The sequence below is a fragment of the Pseudomonadota bacterium genome (genome assembly GCA_039028935.1).
Lineage (GTDB): Bacteria > Pseudomonadota > Gammaproteobacteria > Steroidobacterales > SZUA-146 > SZUA-146.
In genome coordinates this window covers 23,214-41,954 of record JBCCHD010000007.1, presented here as the reverse complement: position 1 = coordinate 41,954, position 18,741 = coordinate 23,214, and the positions used below count along the sequence as shown (strand labels likewise).

Genomic DNA, 18,741 nt, shown 5'->3' with positions numbered 1-18,741 from the left:
GTCTACCAATAACGCTCGATTACGTACCGCAAGAGCTAAGATTGCTCGGCCCGGGCGCCAGCAGGAACAAATCCTGGAACAACGCCAAATCGAGGAAGTTAGTCACGCCGTCCTCATTGAGGTCGCCGGCATTACCAGTGCCCAAGAACAGGTCGCTGAAGATAGACAGATCCAGGAAGTTCACAATGCAATCCTGGTTGAAGTCCGCATCGCAGCGGTTACCGATACGGTCACCGTCGGTATCGAGCTGCGTGGGGTTCGCCACGAGCGTGCAATTGTCGATACTGTCATTGACGTCATCACCATCGGTGTCCGGATCCGGCACCACCGATACGGTGGTGGACAAATCCGCGCCGCCGTTCAAATCAAAGAACGTCACCGTGCCCTCTTCAGCAGCGAACGGATCCGGCAACGGATCGCCGCCCAAACCGTCGATCGACACGTTGCCCGCAGCGACTTCGTTACGAATGATGCCGCGCGTCAACGCACCCTGGCCCATGCCGAAGAAATCAAGATCCGACACGGTGTTCGACAGGTTGCCGTTGAGGAAGCTCTCGAAGTTGAAGTACACGCCATACGGAATGTCCTGATCATCCACATTGGCAGTCGCCGTCGTGGTCACAGCGGTGCCACCACCGTCAACTCCAATCAGTTCAAACTTAGCGTTCGCCTCGTCCAAACGATCAAACAAGTCGGTGGGCGTCACACCATCGCGTAGGAATACCGCATTGGTTGGATCGAGTGTGGTGAAGTCGAGTACATAGTTAATGTTCACGTCATCGCCAGCAATCGTCACGGTTATCACGCCATTGGGCGTCAAATCGGGCAGATAAATGTCGTCGCGCACCGTGGTGGGATCACCATCGAACACACCCGCACCCTCGGCGAGACTCGCGGCCGTGAGCGGTCCTTCGGTACGCCACGTGGAGGTCTCGATTCGGTTCAACAGCGGCGAGTGCAAGAAGATACCGCCGTTGCCAACGCCATCGGGTGTCACCACGTACGTGCCATCGCCGATAAAGTTGTTGAGCACAATCTGCCCATTGAATCGCAGCCAGTCAGGTGAGGCACCCGGGCCAAACACACCGTTGATCAAATCGTTGAACTCGGTGCCTGGAATAAACGGATCCAGTGCCGCCACGCCGGAGTAGTTACCCGGTCCCAATGCGGTCGTAAAGTTAATCACGGCCGTATCGCGCGGCACAACAGACACGTTAGTCGTGAAATCGGCCCCGCCGTTCAAATCGAAGAATGTCACGGTGCCATCTTGACCCTCGAACGGATCACTCAGCGGTTCACCGCCCAGGCCGTCGATCGAGATGTTATTCACAGCGAGTTCGTTGCGAATAATGCCGCGGGTCAATGCACCTTGGCCGGGACCAAAGAAGTCCAGATCGGACACGGTGTTCGACAGGTTGCCATTTAGGAAGCTGTCGAAGTTGAAGTACACCCCAAACGGAATGTCACCATCGTCGACGCCTTCGGTTGCCACTGTGGTGACCGCTGTGCCCGTGCCGGTGATTGAAATCGATTCAAAGCGCGCGTTGGCGTCGTCGAGTCGTTCCGACAGTTCGGTGGGAGTAACCCCATCGCGCAGGAAGATCGAGTTCGAAGGCGGCAGAGTATTAAAGTCGATCAGATAATCGATCGTGACATCGTCGCCGCTGATCGTCACGGTGAATGTACCGTTCGGCGTGTAGTCAGGCAGATAAATGTCATCGCGCACCGTAGTGGGATCACCATCAAATACACCCGCGCCATCGACAATGCTGGCCGGTGAGAGCGGTCCTTCAGTACGCCACGTCGACGTTTCGAGGCGGTTCAGAAGCGGTGAGTGCAAGAAGATGCCGCCATCGCCGGTCCCGTCTGGGGTCACGGTGTACACACCGTCACCGACAAAGTTGTTTAGCACAATCTGACCATTGAAGCGCAGCCAATCAGGCGAAGCACCTGGGCCGAACACGCCGTTGATGAGGTCGTTAAATTCGGTACCCGCAATGAACGGGTTAAGATCATCGACGCCCGTGTAACCGCCGGGTGGCAAGTTGGTCGTAAAGTTGATCACCGCACTGTCACGCGGCACGACCGACACCGTTGTATCAAAGTCGGCGCCGCCGTTCAGATCAAAGAAGGTCACGGTACCTGACTCATCCGCAAACGGATCCGGAAGCGGATCACCGCCTTGACCGTTTGTGGTGATGTTGTTGACCGCTAGTTCGTTGCGAATGATTTCTCGGGTCAGCATGCCTTGACCAGCGCCGAAGAAATCCAAATCCGAAAGGGTATTCGACAAGTTGCCGCTCAAAAACGAATCGAGATTAAAATACACGCCGAAGGGAATTTCACCGTCGTTCACGCCGATTGTTGCCGATGTGGTTACCGCCGTGCCGGTTCCGTCGATCGTCAACGTATCAAAGCGTGCATTGGCGGCGTCCAATCGATCGGACAACGCCGTTGGCGTCACCCCGTCGCGAAGGAAGATCGCGTTGGCAGCGCCCAGCGTTTTAAAGTCCAGATCATAGTCGACCGTGACTTGGTTACCGCTGATCGTGACAATGGCCGTGCCGTTCGGTGTAAAGTCCGGCAGGTAAATGTCATCGCGTTGGGTCGTTGGGTCGCCGTCAAACACGCCACCCCCCGCGGTGATGCTTGCCGAAGACAGCGAGCCTTCGGTACGCCAAGTTGACGTCTCCAGTCGATTCAGCAAAGGCGAATGGAGAAAAATACCACCGTCGCCTAAGCCGTCAGGGGTGATGGTATAGGTGCCATCTCCCGTGAAATTCTTAATGATGATTTGGCCGTTGAAGCGCAGCCAATCAGCGCTGGCGCCAGGACCGAACACCCCGTTCAACAAATCGTTCAGTTCCGTGCCGGCAATGAAGGGGTTGACGTCATCAACACCCGAGTAGCCTCCAGGGGCCAGATTTGTCGTGAAATTAATCACGGCGCTATTTTGCGCGTGTGCCGGAGCCACAAAAAGCAGTGCCCCCAACATCGCGCTTGCGATAAAGCGAGTTAACATAAGAAGTCTCCCCTATTCCATTTTTTCGCCAGTACCGGCGTGTCGAAACGGCGTACTTGCCGTTCATTTACTTTTTCGAGTAATTCGTCGCAGACCGAGACACGTAAAAACGCATTGTCCGACAATCTGCGCGGACTGAGTCTAGCGACTCTCGACTATATTAGCAATGAGAATTATTCGCATCTGACAAGCTTAACGCACAACGCGGCGCAAGCCATTGACCATGCGTTTCACACACACTATCGGCCAGTGAACGGAAGGTGAAAACCCAACACCGGGGTCAGTGGCGCAAGGCCATTACGCGCGTCGCCGTGCACCAAAGAGCAATGCGAACAGGCCACTTCCAAACAGCCAAACAGCACCCGGAATCGGTACCACTGCTATGTCGCCGCTTAAGCCACCGAGTTCGTATAGATACAGATCATCGCCCTCGACAAACGGGTTGAGACCCGCAACGTTATTGAGCGGATCGTCGATGCCAAGACAGAAATCGCCGATATAGATTTGCGTACACAATCCTGGATCGCTCGCTTCAAAACGGGTGGTAGTGTTGTCGGTCAGCGGCGTTAGATAGCCGTTCGTATTCAGACCATACGGCGTGTCGGCATTTGGGTCGGCACCGTCGAGTATGAACTCGGAGCCGATCGATATGATGCCACTGCTGATGACAATCTCTTCCAGACTGACGTCCAAGCCGGCACCTTGAAAGAGAAAATCGTAGCTCGACAGAGCTTCGGGTCCGATAACGTATTCGAAACCCACTAACACACCATCGATAAACGACACGCTACCCGCGCCAAAAAAGCCGGTATTGCCACCTAAGTCGGTGTACTGCGCTGTGCGCGGCAGTAATATTTGGCCATTCGGAAAACCGATTTCATCGCTGCGCGATGTTGGACCTGTACGAAAAATCGCCGCTTCAAGGCTTTCGAGAGTGCTCAGGTGGAGTAAAAACTCGACACCGGCATCACTGGTTTGTCGATCAAAACTCACTGTACCGGTAAAGCCGGTTGGGTCGAAGTTTCGAATAATGAACATGCCGCTGAACAACGTGTCATCGAACAACGATTGCAAACCGGCAGATCCGGCACCGGTCACTGTACCGCCAGCTCCCTCAAGATTAATTTGAACGGTGGCAGCACCAGACTGTGGGCCGACGGCCGCAAGAAATAAGGCGCAAGCGAAGGCCTGTAGTTTGCGAATGCTCATGGATGGGTACCTCTCTTTTTATTCCCACGCCTCTTTATATAGTTGTAACGGCGATGGGACCCGTGTTGTGATCACAGAGCATACCGGTGCAGTGATGCGTTAACAAGAATAATTCGCATTCACATAGTGTTCACAACCGTCACCGAGCGGCCAGTGCAAACACATTCACCGCGCTATGCCCGCCGATTGGCCTCGCCTGTGGATTCGCCCGGCGCTGCCTTGTCATTATGTTAATTTCTCTGCCAGCATGCCCTGCGGTTTGGTGTTGCCGGGCGGTGGCGCCGAGACCCCCCCCCGGCGCGCAACCGATGTGAGAGACGGTCAGAACGCATCGTTTACCACGACGCGAAGTGCGCGCATGCAGAAGTGGCCACCACACGCTGACCTCGTTCTCGTTAAAAACCGAAACACGCTCGCCAATGCGATGACAAAAGACCGTCGCGTACGTCAACATCATCGAATTACTTGCTCGAAAATCGACGATCCGTGTGGCTCATTCCTTCTATACTGTTCGCATGCTGTTTGAACTTCCCGATCACGATACGCTCTACCAGGCGCTCATTAAGCGCGACACGCGCTATGAGGGCGTCGCGTTTGTGGGGGTGACCACCACCGGTATTTTTTGTCGGCTCACCTGTGCCGCGCGCAAACCACACTCGGTCAACTGCACGTTTTATGAGAGCCCCACCGCGTGTGTGCAAGCCGGTTTTCGCCCCTGTAAGCGTTGCCTGCCGCTGGGACACGAGGCCGCGCAAGAGCCCGCCATCGACACGCTGCTCGCCGCGCTCAAAGCCGAACCGGCGCGACGATTTAAAGAGCGCGATATACAAACGATGGGATTCGATCCCTCCACAGTGCGCCGCCTGTTTAAGCGATATTTTGGCATGACCTTTTTAGAACTCGCGCGTCACACACGACTGCGCGAAGGTTTTGACACCTTAAGCACGGGCGGTAGCGTGACGGACGCACAGCTCTCGGCCGGGTTCGAATCGTCAAGCGCTTTTCGCGCGGCCTTTACACGACTGCTTGGTCACGCACCGTCTGACCTCAGCGGCAGCGCGCTTCGGGCGGATTGGCTGGACTCGCCGCTCGGCCCGATGATTGCAGTATGCGATAGACAGGCGCTCCACTTGTTAGAGTTTGTTGATCGCAAAGCGCTCCCAACCGAACTCGGCAAACTGAGTAAAAAAGTCAAAGGCCAATTGGGTATCGGTCGCTTTGCGCTGACCGATGAGGTTGAGCGCCAGCTTGGTCATTACTTTGACAAGCGAAGCGCTGAGTTTTCGGTGCGTTTGGCATACCACGGCAGCGCGTTCACACGCAGCGTGTGGGATGCGCTGCGCGCGATTCCAGCCGGCGAGACACGCAGCTACGGCCAGCTCGCGGCCGGAATCGGCAATCCCAATGCCGTGCGCGCAGTCGCGCGGGCAAATGGCGCCAATCAAATCTCACTGCTCATCCCATGCCACCGGGTTATCGGTGCCGACGGTTCGCTCACCGGCTATGGCGGCGGGCTGTGGCGCAAGCAAAAACTCATCGAGCTCGAGCGCCACTACGCGCACGAACGCGCATAAAAAACTGGCAGACTGGTTGGACAATCGGCCCGGTCGCGTCATTTCACCTTGCGTTGAGCAATGACCTTAAGCAAGCGTTCGGCGTTGTGATAACCCAAAATAAGCTGTCCGTCATCCATAACAATACTCGGCGTGCTGCTGACATTCAGTGCACGTGACAACGCCAAGTGCCCATCAATGGGGTGTGAACATGTCGCCTCAGCTGGCTGCTTGCCGGTCATGGCGCGCGTAATACTCGCTTCAGGGTCGGCAGCGCAGGCCGCATTAATGCTCTTTTGATAGGACGCTGAACCCTTACCCGCTCGAGGCAACAACACATATCGAATGTCGATACCGGCCGCCTGCATGGCGGGCACTTCATTGTGAAAGCGGCGACAGTGCGGGCAGTCGATGTCGGTAAAGACGGTTACCGAGTGTTTCGGCGTGTCAGCGGGATAATGAAACATCGATACTGTGCTGCGATCGAGCGCTGCTTGGCGCGCCTGCGCCAGTCGTTGTTCAGTGAGATTCGCACCATCGGCCAGCGACAACAAAGGTCCCGCTAACGCGAACGCACCGTCTTCGGACATATACAGCACCTGCATACCGATACTCACTTCACTCACGCCAGGTATGGGCGTCGGGCGAATGGTGACATCCTGCGCATTGGGCTGGCGTTTTTCGACGGCGGCTCGAATCGCATCGGACGCGGTGGTTGGCGTGCTACACAGCACGAGCGCGAGCACGAAAAAAAAGGATCGATACATGATGGGGTTACCTCCGTTGGTTGAACAACGAAGTAGACGCGAAACGCCAGCAAAAAAACGGGTTTTCTGGCGTAAGTCGACCTAAAATGATCTCAAATCAGTCGCTTAGGTTAATCGATCGGTCTTGAACCCGAAGCCGGTCCCGTGGCGATCTGCCCGGCGAGACACACCGAGACAGGCAAAGCGCCCGATGACACTAACCAACAGGGCGTGGATAGGGGGCCAAGTCTGCCTGCAGCACTGTGATGGATGTGGGCTGAGCCCCCACGTCACTGGTTTCGCCGCGATAACGGTCACAGTGCGCCGGTCGCTTGGCCGACGGCAGCTCAGAGAATTGGGCCAGCGACTCATGCGGCGTGTCGCGAGCATCTGACCACAATGGGTCCCGCTCAGGGGTGTCGGTCGACTCGTCGGTTTCCTGCCAGCGATGGAGGAAGGCAAGCGCCAACGGTGAGGTCAATACTGGACTGGCCTGCGCCTCGCGTTCGGTTTGATCGTGCACGAGCAAGCGCACTCGATCCTGCAGATCTGCCGCGGTGCATTCATATCCATTCACTTGTGCTTGGTCGGCCGCGCGCACCGCCCACTCGAGCGCCGAATGAAGCTGACCAAGTTGCTGATCCGCTCGACTGATCAAATCCATGGCGGTGACCAGTGCATAGACATCGGCATTTGATAAACCGTTGAGCACATTGCCAGCCTGCTGGCGGGCCTGTAACGCATCGCCATGTGCCAGCGTAGCTTCCGCTAGCAGAAGCCTCGCCTCAGCAAAATCAGGGCGCTCATCAACACTCATTGTTAGTAGTGCCCGGGCTCGAGCCGTATCACCACGCTGGAGTGCCGCCGCGCCTTCACTGAAGGCGGCAAGCGCCGGTAACGTGTGAGCCGAGACGCTTGGCGTGCCAGCGTGGTGGGTCGCTATCGGACGAACCCAAGCGGCCACGGCGCCCATAACCAGCACAACTGCCGCCGCCGCCCACCATGTTGGTCGACGGCCAGTTCGGGTGGCCGCCTTGGAAGAAACGGTCTCAATTGGGAGCACCCATCGATAGCCACGATTGGGAAACGTGCGAATGGCGTCGAGCGGTTTGAGTGCGGCGCGGAGTTCGCTCATGGCCTGAAACACACTTTGATCGGTGACATGCTCGGTATGCCAGAGGCAGCGAATGAGTGCCTGCTTGCTCATCACTCGACGCCGGTTTTCAATGAGCACGCTTAGCAATTCGATGGTCTTTGGGCGCAGCTCAACGGGTTGGCCCGCGCGCGTGAGCGTGAAAGACTGACGGTCGAAAACGTATTGCTCGAAGTGTTGTTGTGTCATGGTCGTGTCCATCAGCTCTTTTGATTAGCGCGGTCTGTTAAAGTTGGCCGTTGTCAAATCGCGTTGGCGTCCAATACCGAGCGGCTTGCCATGCGCCTCGATCGCGTGCTTCAGACACACTGCGCACTGGAAAGAGTGTAGCCTGTTTGCGCGTCACACGGGTGAAGTTGACGTAATACGTGGAGGCCTTGCCGTCACAGATCCGCTTAACGCGGTCGAATATAAATTGTTAATTCAACAACTTGACCACTGTAAAGTGTTTGGCCATCCGATCATCCCGTGTATGCTGTGTTGATCGGCACGACAAATGGAACGGCAGTGACCGCCCCGGATTCAAACTACAATTTTTTCCACATCGACGACTGGTTTATTCGGATCGGTGCGATCGGTTCGTTCGTGGCCTTGGTGCTGGTCCTTACCGATGCACTAAGCCTAGGCCGGACACATCCGCTTTCGTTTACTCTGTTTATCGCGCCGGTTTTAATTTGGTTTATCGGTGCACGCGTGCGGCAAGTCGAAAAGCGCACGTTATCGGTTTGGCGCATCCTGTATCGCAACACATCGATCAAAGTAGCCGAGCTGATTGATAACAGCGACATCACACGCGAACAACTCAAACGAGCCGTCACGTTGCTGAACACCCGTGGGTTGGGGTTTTACGTGTGGAACAAAAAGACCGACACGATTACCGACGGTCGACTTGACGACGAATACGTCATGGTCGACGCCTGCGAGTCGTGCGGTGCACCGGTGGGTCTTCGCGTATCGCTGGCGGATGAGGACATACCGCGGTGCAGCTATTGCTCAGCCCCCGTCGCCAGCGGACAGCTCAATCTGCTCAAACAAGCGGCCATCGCGGAGCTGCGGGGCTACGAGCCCGCCAGCCGTCGCTACGGCATGCCCATACGACGAGGCGAACGCCCGTTCTCCTTTCTTTTGTTTTTCCTGTTGCTGTTTTTTTGCTGGCCGCTTGCCGTGTTTTATAGCTTATATAAGACTCGGCACTTACGCAGACGGCGACGCCGGTAGAACCGCTCGCGCGCGTGGCCGCTCGCTCGCCCAGTCGATCGAAGAGCGCCATCACCAATTCGCCTCTCACGCACAAATACAAGCCCGTAATTTGTCGATTGCTTTTACATTTTCCCCGGCGCCCCGCACGTCAGATTGACTAGTGTACTGAATAGGTTAGGAATATCTGATTGGCACAATTGTTGAATAGATTAAGTCAAACGGCAGCGGCCCGTGTCCGCGCCTCATCGACACCGATTCGCACTCAATGATTAAGGATTCCATCATGCCTGTTCAGACATTCGTCCGCGCCGGTCTTGTGGCACTTGCCGCATCAGCACTTGGCACCACCAACGCCGACATTATCGCATTTGACTTAGTTAACAGCGGCAGCCAGAACCTGACTGAATACAACAACCCATGGACCGACGCCTTTGGCTCAGCCGGCGATGGTTTCCAGATTTATCAACGCGGCGTCTCAGCGTCCATTCCGTTTGCCGTCGTCGACGATAGCAATGGCTCGTTCCCACCCGACACACAGGGCATTATCGGCGCGGATGACATGGACACGTTTTTTGGTGTGGTGGATACCGTCAATTCGGACAACAACGCGCCGGTCACTGCCGAATGGGTGTTTGACATCAATGGTGCCGGCAATCTGTCGATGTCGATCGACATGGCCGCTATGGGCGATTTTGAAAACTCTGACTTTTTCAGTTGGAGTTACTCCATCGATGGCGGTGCCGAAATCATGTTGTTTGAGGGCATTACCGATGAGGCCTTGAGCCAAGACTACACGCTCGAAGACGGCGATACCTTTACGCTCAATGACCCGCTTACTGTTGAAGGTCTGTCGTTGAGCAACGCGTTCCTTAATTTCTCTGGTCTGATCGATGGCACGGGCTCATCGCTGTCGATTTTTCTAACCGCGTCAGCCAATGGCGGTAGCGAGGCCTTCGCGTTTCGAAACCTCATTATCAACGGCGACGTAATGAGTGTCAGCGAGCCATCGATTCTGCTGCTGATGGGGCTTGGCCTGGGGCTGATCGGAACGACTCGCCGCCGGTAACCATTCGGCACGCTAATCAACGCACATCGCCTGGTGTGGCGGGCTGAAGAATCCGTTTTCGCCCCACTTTGACGACGAGACGATGCCCGCCATCCGCGCTCTTAGGGGGTTGCGGCGGCCGCGCTCAGACGTGCTAATCTAGAGCCCGCGTCTTCGATGATGCGGGCTTTTTTCGTTCTATGCGCTTCTAAGGATCTAACACCATGCCACGTTTACTGAGTTCGTTGGCCGCCTTATTTGCGGTTCTCACCCTGCCTGCGCAGGCCATCGACTACACACAGGCGATTGCCAGCGACTACGACAATCATCTTGCGGCACTTTGGGATCACTTCCATCGCAACCCAGAACTCTCACTCATGGAGCATAAAACCGCCGCGCGCCTCTCCAAAGAACTGCGTAGCGCGGGCTTCACCGTCGCCGAGAACATTGGGGGCACGGGCATCGTTGCGATCATGAAAAACGGCAAAGGGCCCATGGTCATGGTGCGAGCGGACATGGACGGTCTCCCGGTTGTTGAAGCCTCTGGTTTACCCAACGCGTCCACGGCGACCCAAATTGATTGGGACGGTAATGAAGTCGGCGTCATGCATGCCTGCGGTCACGATGTGCACATCACCGCGCTGGTCGGCACCGCACGCTATATGGCCAAAAATAAAGACGCGTGGTCTGGCACACTCATGCTAATCGGACAACCGGCCGAAGAACGTGGTCCCGGCGCCTCGGCTATGATGGCGGACAATATCTGGGACCGTTTCGGCCAACCGGACTATGCGTTGGCGTTTCACGTGGATGCGAATTCAGAAGCGGGTAAAGTGACCGTATCCGAAGGCTCTCCGTATGCCGGTGCTGACACCGTAGACATTACGGTGCACGGTATCGGGGCGCACGGCGCCTCTCCCCACCAAGGCAAAGACCCGGTGGTCATCGCATCGCAGATCGTGCTGAATCTCCAAACCATTGTCAGCCGTGAGATCGCGCCTCGCGATTCGGCGGTGATCACGGTGGGCGCGTTTCACGCCGGCACCAAACACAACATCATCTCCAATCGCGCCGACCTACAGCTCACTGTGCGGAGTCTCAATCCTCGCGTGCGTCACCAGTTGCTAAGCGCAATTGTCCGCGTTGCCAAAGGCACTGCTCGTACGGCGGGTATGCCCGAGGACAAGTTGCCCGATGTGGTGGTGAGTGAGTTTTCCTATCCACCGACCTTCAACGATAAAGCGATGGCGCGTCACGTGCGCGGCGTACTCGTTGAGCAGATGGGCGAAGAGATGCTGCTGGCACCGCGAGAAGGGGGAGGTATGGGCGCCGAGGATTTCGGATTTTTCACCACCGACCCCTACATTCCCAGCGTGTACTTTAGCGTGGGCGGCACGCCGAGAGCGGACTTTGAAGCGGCTAAAAATGGCGGTCCACCAGTCGCCAGCCACCACAGCCCGCTGTTTAAAATATCACCCGAGCCATCGGTTCGAAGCGGCGTAGAAGCCACCGTGCACATCCTAATGGATCTTATGCCGACGTCCTGACCGACCGTTCATCGACCGTGATCTTGTCGATCCACCAGGGATGCGGCGGCGGCCTGCTCACCCGAGGAGGGAAGCGGGTGTTAAGGCCGTCCGATATCCGCTCAACAAAACCTAAGATACTGATATATAAATAGTAAATGAGGTTTGCCTTGCCAATTCACAACGGCACTACGCCGGTTTGTGCGGCGACGCAGGGCCTCGATTTGAACCGATTTTTTAGGGTCTTACGCCTTTATAGACACGGCGCGAATCTGGCGTCGGGTCAGTGACATAGCGATCGTTGGGGTGAGTCATGCGTATTTTGAAAAATCAGTGGGTAAGCATTGTTCTGGGGATGGGCGCCATTGCGGTGCCAGCGGTGGCGGAAGTCTACCAAGCCGATTATGAAAACGGAGCGCGCCTGTATCGCAGTGAATATCGGCACACATTAAGTCCACGAAAGACGGATCCATCCACATTACGCGCGGGCGCAACATCGACCGGTCGCACTGCGTCTCGACCGCCCTTCAACAATGACGACCTGGGTGATTTCGTGTTCTTGCCGCCAGCCGCAAAAGCCGACTCCGATGGCGATGGCGTGCCTGACGATCAGGACGCATTCCCATTCGACCCCAATGAAGTTTCAGACTCCGATAACGACGGCATCGGTAACAACGCCGATACCGATGACGACAATGACGGTACGCCTGACGTTGATGACGACTTCCCGATTAACCCCGCTCGAACGATGCCCATACAGCCGCTCTTCCCCGAGACCAATGGCGTGACGGACTTTCCGGACTACGCAGTGGGCGATCAGTTTGAATGGATCATGGCGCAACTTTCTTTACCCAGCACATCGCTTGCCGATATCGAAGCGCGATTCGTGCCAGGTTTTGACTTTGCCAGCCTGCAGTCCTTTTTTGACACGCTTCGCACAAGTTTTCCGAATGCGCGTGTGATCGAAGCGATCAATGTCACCGCTCGTCAGGCCCAAGTAGTGATCGGCGATCCTACCAACCCTGGCAGCACAGCCGGCTTTGTGGATCTTCGCATTCGCTTCAGCGACAACAAGATTACGTATTTTTTTGTGCAGAACTTTCCTCAAAACCCATCCTCGACACTCCTTAGCGACCAAAACCTAACGCTGGCCCAAGCGGGTGCTCAGGCTGAATCACTTGGTGAAGAGCTCTCCTTACTCGTTGGACGCATCGACAACAATGTGTGTACGCCGATATACGGCATCAATCGGGATACACCGCGTGCGACAGGATCGATTTTTAAAGCATGGGTATTGGGCGCGGCCGCTGAAGCGGTCAAGGACGGCACCATTACACCTGACCAGAACATGGTGTTTGATGCCAATGAAATCGTGCCGTTCGCGGGACCCTTAAATGACGAGCCGCTCGGCGCTCTGTTCTCAGTTTCGGATATGGCCAATATGATGATGGGGACCAGTGACAATACGGCAACCGATCATCTGCACGAATTTGTGGGCCGCACTGCCGCCCAGGCGTCATTGTCTACGTTCAACCATGCCACGCCCTCCGTGATGAGTCCCTTTTTGTCGATCAATGAAACCTTCCACCTCTATTGGACCGTGCCGGAGGTTGACGCCCTCGCCTACGCCAATGGCACCGAATCAGCGCAGGTGGATTACATGAATAACGTGCTTGTGCCACTTGGACCGGTCACGGCCTTTCCGCAAGCAAACGGCTCAGTGCTGGTGGATGGTACCTGGCAAGCCAGTCCAATGGACGTCTGCCGGGTCATCGCTGGCATGCGGCAATACAACGACAAGAGCGATGAATTTCGCATGGTTGATTTGGCCTATGGCGCAAACGCAGGCGCTTGGCAGGCGCGACGAAATTGGGAGCGCGTGTGGTTCAAAGGGGGCAGCCTCGGCGATCCTCAAGGCCTGGTAGTGCTAACGCTGGGCTGGCTGTTGGAATCCGACGATCGTGGCGCATACGTTGTGGTGGGCATGCTTAACACTCAAAGCTCAAACCCTGGCCGAATCGACTCCGGTGCCTTTGGTTCAACCATGTCGCGTATCATCGACATTGTGACCGAAGAATTCTAGACTCGCGCACCACCTGCTAAATGAAATGCGCCCCTCGCGCAAGACGGCGTTCGCCGCTTCGCGCGTGGGGTCACTCATTGTTGGGAGCCCATTCAACGCCTCGAACCCTCAGTGCTCATGCGGCCGCGAAGGAGTCAGAGTCCGCCCACCCGATACACTCGATTCAGCACAACGAACATTAGCCCCAGATACACGGCGAGAAGCCCTACGCTGAACAGGTACACAGGCGCGCCCATCACGTTTTTACCGGTTGATCTAACCGTCGGGTTGAACGCAGCACCCAGCAGCACCGCGCTGAGTAAACCCAAGGTAAACCCCATCAATACAACGCCAGACCCCTCATCCTGGTACCAGCCCAGCTCACGGCGTATTGAGGGCATCAGCACAAACGTCATAAAACTGACATTGGCAAACGCCACGGCCGGATATAGACACACTATTACACGCATAACAGACTCTCCTTATACCAAGACCGCACACCGTCGTGCGGCGACAGACAACGGGCCGCGCCGCCACTAGAGGTTGTAACGATCGATGCGATACAGCCGCCCCCCTCGAAGCTGCTTACCCTCGAAACGAATACGATCGGTTTGATTGTGTCCCGGACTGACTCGATTGTTGTCCGGCAAAGCCACCTTTGAACCTTGGGCCGTGTCCGCGACGGCTGATGCCACGGTATTGCTGTTGGTTTTGTTGCGCGTAAACTGCGGCAGCGGATCGTACCAAGTATCCAGAACCACGCTCTCAGCCAGCGACTGAACGCGATCATCTCCAGCCTTAATGCGTGTCGCTGATCGCGCGACCGCCCGCTCCGATTGACTGGCAAGTGCGAGCCACGCCTCGCGATCAGTCGCGTAAGTGCCAGCTGAGAAACCGGTGGTGGTATCAGTCACCTGGCCGGTAACCCCGCTTGCAAGTTTTCCAAACGAATACACAAACGCGTTGGGATCGCCGGGGAAACTGGCGTGGCTGACAACAAAATTGTGATTGGCAATCTGACCAACGATCGGGTCGTTGATCGGGCGACTGACAAGATAGGACTCTTCGCCCATCAGGTCGACAAACTTGTAGGGATTATTATTGGCGTATGCGTAGCGATTGAATAACGCTGTGTTGGACTTTCTGAACCCAACTGGATCGCTGCTGTAGAACCGACCAATCGACGCGTCGTAGTAACGCGCCTTCATGTATACAAGATCGAGTGTGCTGTCGTGTCGATGACCGGTATAACCGGTTTCATCGTCATTACTGGACATCAACATCTGCCCAAAGGGCTGAAAGTGAGTGCGCTTGACGATCTGCCCGTCCTGGTCGGAGCGCAGGCTCACCGAGCCCAGTCTGTCGGTATGAATATACTCCACCGCATCGGACTCAACGCGGCGCTCAGCGATCAGATTGCCATCAATGTAGTAATAATCCGTAGCACGGCCATCCGTATCGGTGGATCGATAGAGCACACCTCCCAGAGAATAGCCATAGTGACTCGTTGTAATTCCCGTCGTCTTGCTGGCTCGAAGACCCTGTGCATCGTATGAGAACCGATCACCGGCGCTCGAGACAAGTCGGTTGCGACGATCATAACTAAACGAGCGCGTGCCATTATGGATCACATTTCCTCGTCCGTCGTACGCAAAACTCTTGTTGACGTGGCCATTCACACCAAGAAGCTGAGATTTGCTGTTGTATTGGTAGTGGGTTATTTGAGCACCCAGTACGCGTCGCGTGAGATTGCCGGTGTCGTCATAGTCAAACGTACTGTTGCCCCAAACACCGCGTACACCCGTCAATCGCCCCAATCCGTCATAGCTGAACGCGGACAGGTTGTAAGCCGGCTCGACGCCATCGGCAATGCCCTTTAGGTTATTTTCTTTGTCATACTGATACGTATGGCGAAATTGAAGGCTGCCGTTTGGTGTAACGTCTGTGATGCGCTCTATGCGACCGCTCGGCGCATGCTCAATCGTACGCTGATAGCCATTCCCATAGGTCATCGCCGCTGGTTGCCCTGTTGGGTGATAGTCAATTGATGTGATTAACTCACCGGCCTGCGTCGGTCGACCTAACGCATCGGGGGCGTAGTTAATCACCGTGCCATTGGGATACACCATGGCGCTTAGATCGCCATTCGCGTTGTACAACCAACGAAACAGCGAACCCGTGTCCAAGTGATATTCGAGAATGGGTTGGTTCCGATCGTTATAAAAGTACGAGCGGGCGATGCCATCGGTTGCGAGCGTCCCCAACACATTGTTGTTTGCGTCGCGCCCGTAGAGTTCGATGAAATAGGGATTGGCACCCAATCGATAGTGAAGCCGACCCTGCGCATCGTACACATACTGAATGCGGCCCACGTCGCTCTCGCTGCCGCAGGTGTTGCTGCTACCACTGGCCCCTTCAACCGACCACAGAAGTTGATTCTGGGCCGAATAGGCCATGGTGGTATCGCCAACATCGGGGCGACTGATTCGGCAGAGTTTCTGGTGGTTGTCGTAGCGGTATTCGATTAGCCGATCTGCTTGCATCACGGAACGGACGTTGCCAAATTGGTCGTAGCTGAGACGGGTTTCGATATACGTTGAATCATTGGATGAACGACAGGGCACAGGCGGATCACCGCAATAGTCGATATCCGGCCCACCTGAATCTAACGACACGGCCTGCCGTATTTGTACCGGCAAGCGATACTGCGGTGTGCCGTATGCCTCGTATGTGGTCACTGTTTCATTGCCGAGACCGTCCAAATAACGCACGCGATGTCCCGACAGGTAGGCCCACGTCCGTGTGGAATTGGTGGTTGTATCCCATTCTTCGATTTTGCGGCCCAGCGCGTCATAGGTGTAGCGCGTACCATCGGCCGCTTCCGTGTGATCTGGAAACGACAAGAAGGCGAGCTGTCCTTGCTTTGTGTATTGACGACGAACCGTTACGCGCACACTGCTGTCGCCCGTCTCCTCGGAGCGCGTCATCGTTGTGCGACCGAGACCATCAAAGTAGCGTTGACGGGTCAGATTCCCGATGGTCGTCACCTCGAGATTTTGCGTATCGTCATAGACGGTAGATTCATCATTCCAAGTCGCGCCGCCATAATCGGTGTGCGTGAGTCGATTGAGTTTGTCATAGGCGTAAACCACCTCATTGCCACGAAAATCGATGTCGTGGATGACGTTGCCGAAATCGTCTACGTGGGCGAAACGCGACACCATACCGCCGACCGTGGAGTTCGTGTTGGGTAACTGATATTCCTGCGGTTGACCGCGCTTATACTGCAGCCTTCGCTCGACGCGATCACTTTGGTTGTACCGTATATCCCGTGCTTCGCCGCTAGGATGATAGCTTTGGTAGTTGACGACCCAACGCCCGAACTCAACATCGAACTGAGGCAGCGACTTGTAAGCGTGTGTAGGCGAATAGTAGTCGCGGCGGAACGTCTCGGTGTAGTGGCTATCGGTCGATGACAACGAGGTCGCACGTTCGAGTCCAATCAGCCAATTGGTCGGATCATGCAGATACGTTTTACGTACGTATTTTGATCCACCACCCCAGTCGTCATAATTGGCCCAGTAACGCGTCTTCGTTGGGAAGCCATAGGCGTCGAACGACAGAGTGTGCGCAGTAAACGTGTTCTCGGTGTTCCCAATACCGTTGAATACTTTGCGAATCTGTTTCGTCAGTCGTGGTCGAGCACATACTCGATAACGCAAGAACGCTTGTGTGTGTTTTTGACACCCCACTCCCCCTGCTCGATGCGGTACCCACTCGTTGTAGAGCGAATAAATAAGGTTGCCGCCACCGATCTGCGGCGTACCACCGTGCAGAATGAGGAACTGGCGAACCGTGCCGTTCGTCACGGTGTGAAGCGCTTGTTCATTTGCAGTGAACGGATGGCCGGCGGGCTGATTTTTAATCGTGAATACTTTGTCGATAATATCGCCGTCCAATGCGTCCGTTTCCGTTTCAAACACATCGGCGTGATGCAAGTAGAATGCGCTTTGTGGCTGATAATGATAGGTGAAGTGGCGTGTTGGCATATCTGGGCCACTCAGGGTCTTCCAACGCACCTGGCCGTTGAGCCCCTGATCGGGGTTGATCACCTGGTAGGTGTATTCGGCACGGGCACCGCTTGGAAACTCGATGGATTCGAGCCAGCCGTGCACCGAATAGTAGTTGAAATCGGTCACACGACCCTCTTCGTCAAACACCTTATCGAGTGTGTAATTCGACTGCGCACCGGGATCGACATACGCATAAGTCAGCTGCCGGTCGCCGTAAGTTATTGTTGAGATGGTGTTGATCGACGAATGCGACTGATAGGTAAATTCCACCAACGCACCGTCGCTGCGGGAAATTGCTGCTAACTGTGCCACTGCGTAGGGCTCGGTCAGATCGGCTGCGTAGTGATAGTCGATCGCATTACCAAAACGATCTTCCATGCGCGTCAGATAGTGGGTGGCGGCTTCTCGACCCGATTCAGAGGTATCGCGTTTTTTGCCGTACACATAACGAATGCCCTCCGCACTTCGCACCACGGGCAAGCCGTTTTCACACAGAAACACCGAATGATTGGAGAACGCCATCAATGTGCCCGCAGGCAACTGGCTTTCATTGGCAAGACCGACTGTTGTGAGTGTTTGATCCGGCATATAAAAGCGGATGCCAAAGCGCGATGCGTCGATGACGCACTCGTATCCGGTTTGGGGCACCGTGTTGCCATTGGGCACATCTTCTGCCACGGCAATAAACGGCACTTTGAACTCAAAGTTGTCTCCAAACCCCGCAAGGTGTGTCACCGTTTTGCTGCCAGCCTGCCGGTACTTACGCCCGACCACAATGTCCAGTCCGTTGGGACCCGGAATCCGAACGTCCTCGAAGTCGTAGGAGAGCTTCAATGAGGCCAGTTCAATGTTCTCCCCCGGAAAGTGCCCTAAGCGCGGCTCGGGCAGTAGTATGTCCTCGATCACTGTTCCGTCCCCTCCGGGATCGTCCGCTACCACTATCGGTGACGACAGCAACAACACAATTACGAGCAGCGCACTGGAGCGCAAAAGCGTGAATAGATGCATGATTCTTCCTTGAATTAAGTAGTACACCGCATGTCCATATGCGTGTGTATAGGTGTATCAAGCCATGCGACTGAGGCCAATCGACAAAACTGGCCAAAATCTGCCTTTATTCACACACCTGATTTTGCTGCCGATCTGCCTCAT

11 protein-coding genes are annotated in these 18,741 nt (G+C 55.6%); 5 read left to right on the top strand and 6 right to left on the bottom strand.

Annotated elements, in window-relative coordinates; genetic code table 11:
• Positions 1-19: 19 nt before the first annotated feature.
• Together AAF465_05120 and AAF465_05115 are read right to left on the bottom strand one after the other, a co-directional pair.
• On the bottom strand, positions 20-3,022 hold the full coding sequence (locus AAF465_05120) for a hypothetical protein (protein ID MEM7082092.1): 3,003 nt from the start codon (positions 3,020-3,022) through the stop codon (positions 20-22).
• A 297-nt stretch (positions 3,023-3,319) separates the two neighbouring features.
• The gene (locus AAF465_05115) at positions 3,320-4,231 is read right to left on the bottom strand and encodes a hypothetical protein (GenBank protein MEM7082091.1); all 912 of its coding nucleotides are present in this window, start codon (positions 4,229-4,231) and stop codon (positions 3,320-3,322) included.
• A gap of 515 nt (positions 4,232-4,746) precedes the next feature.
• Here AAF465_05115 and AAF465_05110 point away from each other — a divergent pair.
• Complete coding sequence (locus AAF465_05110; GenBank protein MEM7082090.1) at positions 4,747-5,805, top strand: trifunctional transcriptional activator/DNA repair protein Ada/methylated-DNA--[protein]-cysteine S-methyltransferase; 1,059 nt, start codon at positions 4,747-4,749, stop codon at positions 5,803-5,805.
• Positions 5,806-5,843: 38 nt separating this feature from the next.
• Here the strand turns inward: AAF465_05110 and AAF465_05105 are convergent, their stop codons facing one another.
• Both AAF465_05105 and AAF465_05100 read right to left on the bottom strand, forming a co-directional pair.
• Entirely contained in the window at positions 5,844-6,551 is a 708-nt protein-coding gene (locus tag AAF465_05105) for a DsbC family protein (protein MEM7082089.1), read from the bottom strand.
• A 196-nt stretch (positions 6,552-6,747) separates the two neighbouring features.
• The gene (locus AAF465_05100; GenBank protein ID MEM7082088.1) at positions 6,748-7,872 is read right to left on the bottom strand and encodes a winged helix-turn-helix domain-containing protein; all 1,125 of its coding nucleotides are present in this window, start codon (positions 7,870-7,872) and stop codon (positions 6,748-6,750) included.
• A gap of 318 nt (positions 7,873-8,190) precedes the next feature.
• Here AAF465_05100 and AAF465_05095 point away from each other — a divergent pair, with 318 nt between their 5' ends.
• The 4 genes from AAF465_05095 to AAF465_05080 all read left to right on the top strand — a co-directional run bounded on the left by AAF465_05095 (position 8,191) and on the right by AAF465_05080 (position 13,537).
• A complete protein-coding gene (locus tag AAF465_05095; GenBank protein ID MEM7082087.1) occupies positions 8,191-8,901 on the top strand; it encodes a hypothetical protein in 711 nt (236 codons plus the stop codon).
• A gap of 265 nt (positions 8,902-9,166) precedes the next feature.
• Complete coding sequence (locus AAF465_05090; protein ID MEM7082086.1) at positions 9,167-9,949, top strand: PEP-CTERM sorting domain-containing protein; 783 nt, start codon at positions 9,167-9,169, stop codon at positions 9,947-9,949.
• 203 nt (positions 9,950-10,152) lie between these two features.
• Entirely contained in the window at positions 10,153-11,475 is a 1,323-nt protein-coding gene (locus AAF465_05085) for an amidohydrolase (GenBank protein MEM7082085.1), read from the top strand.
• Between the two features lie 292 nt (positions 11,476-11,767).
• Complete coding sequence (locus tag AAF465_05080; GenBank protein ID MEM7082084.1) at positions 11,768-13,537, top strand: serine hydrolase; 1,770 nt, start codon at positions 11,768-11,770, stop codon at positions 13,535-13,537.
• A gap of 134 nt (positions 13,538-13,671) precedes the next feature.
• On the opposite strand, the gene AAF465_05075 is transcribed toward AAF465_05080, so the two are convergent.
• Positions 13,672-13,986 carry a hypothetical protein gene (locus tag AAF465_05075; GenBank protein ID MEM7082083.1) on the bottom strand — a complete coding sequence of 105 codons (315 nt, stop codon included), beginning with the start codon at positions 13,984-13,986 and terminating at the stop codon, positions 13,672-13,674.
• Positions 13,987-14,052: 66 nt separating this feature from the next.
• Positions 14,053-18,597, bottom strand: a complete 4,545-nt coding sequence (locus AAF465_05070; protein MEM7082082.1) for an RHS repeat-associated core domain-containing protein — start codon at positions 18,595-18,597, stop codon at positions 14,053-14,055.
• Positions 18,598-18,741: the final 144 nt, after the last annotated feature.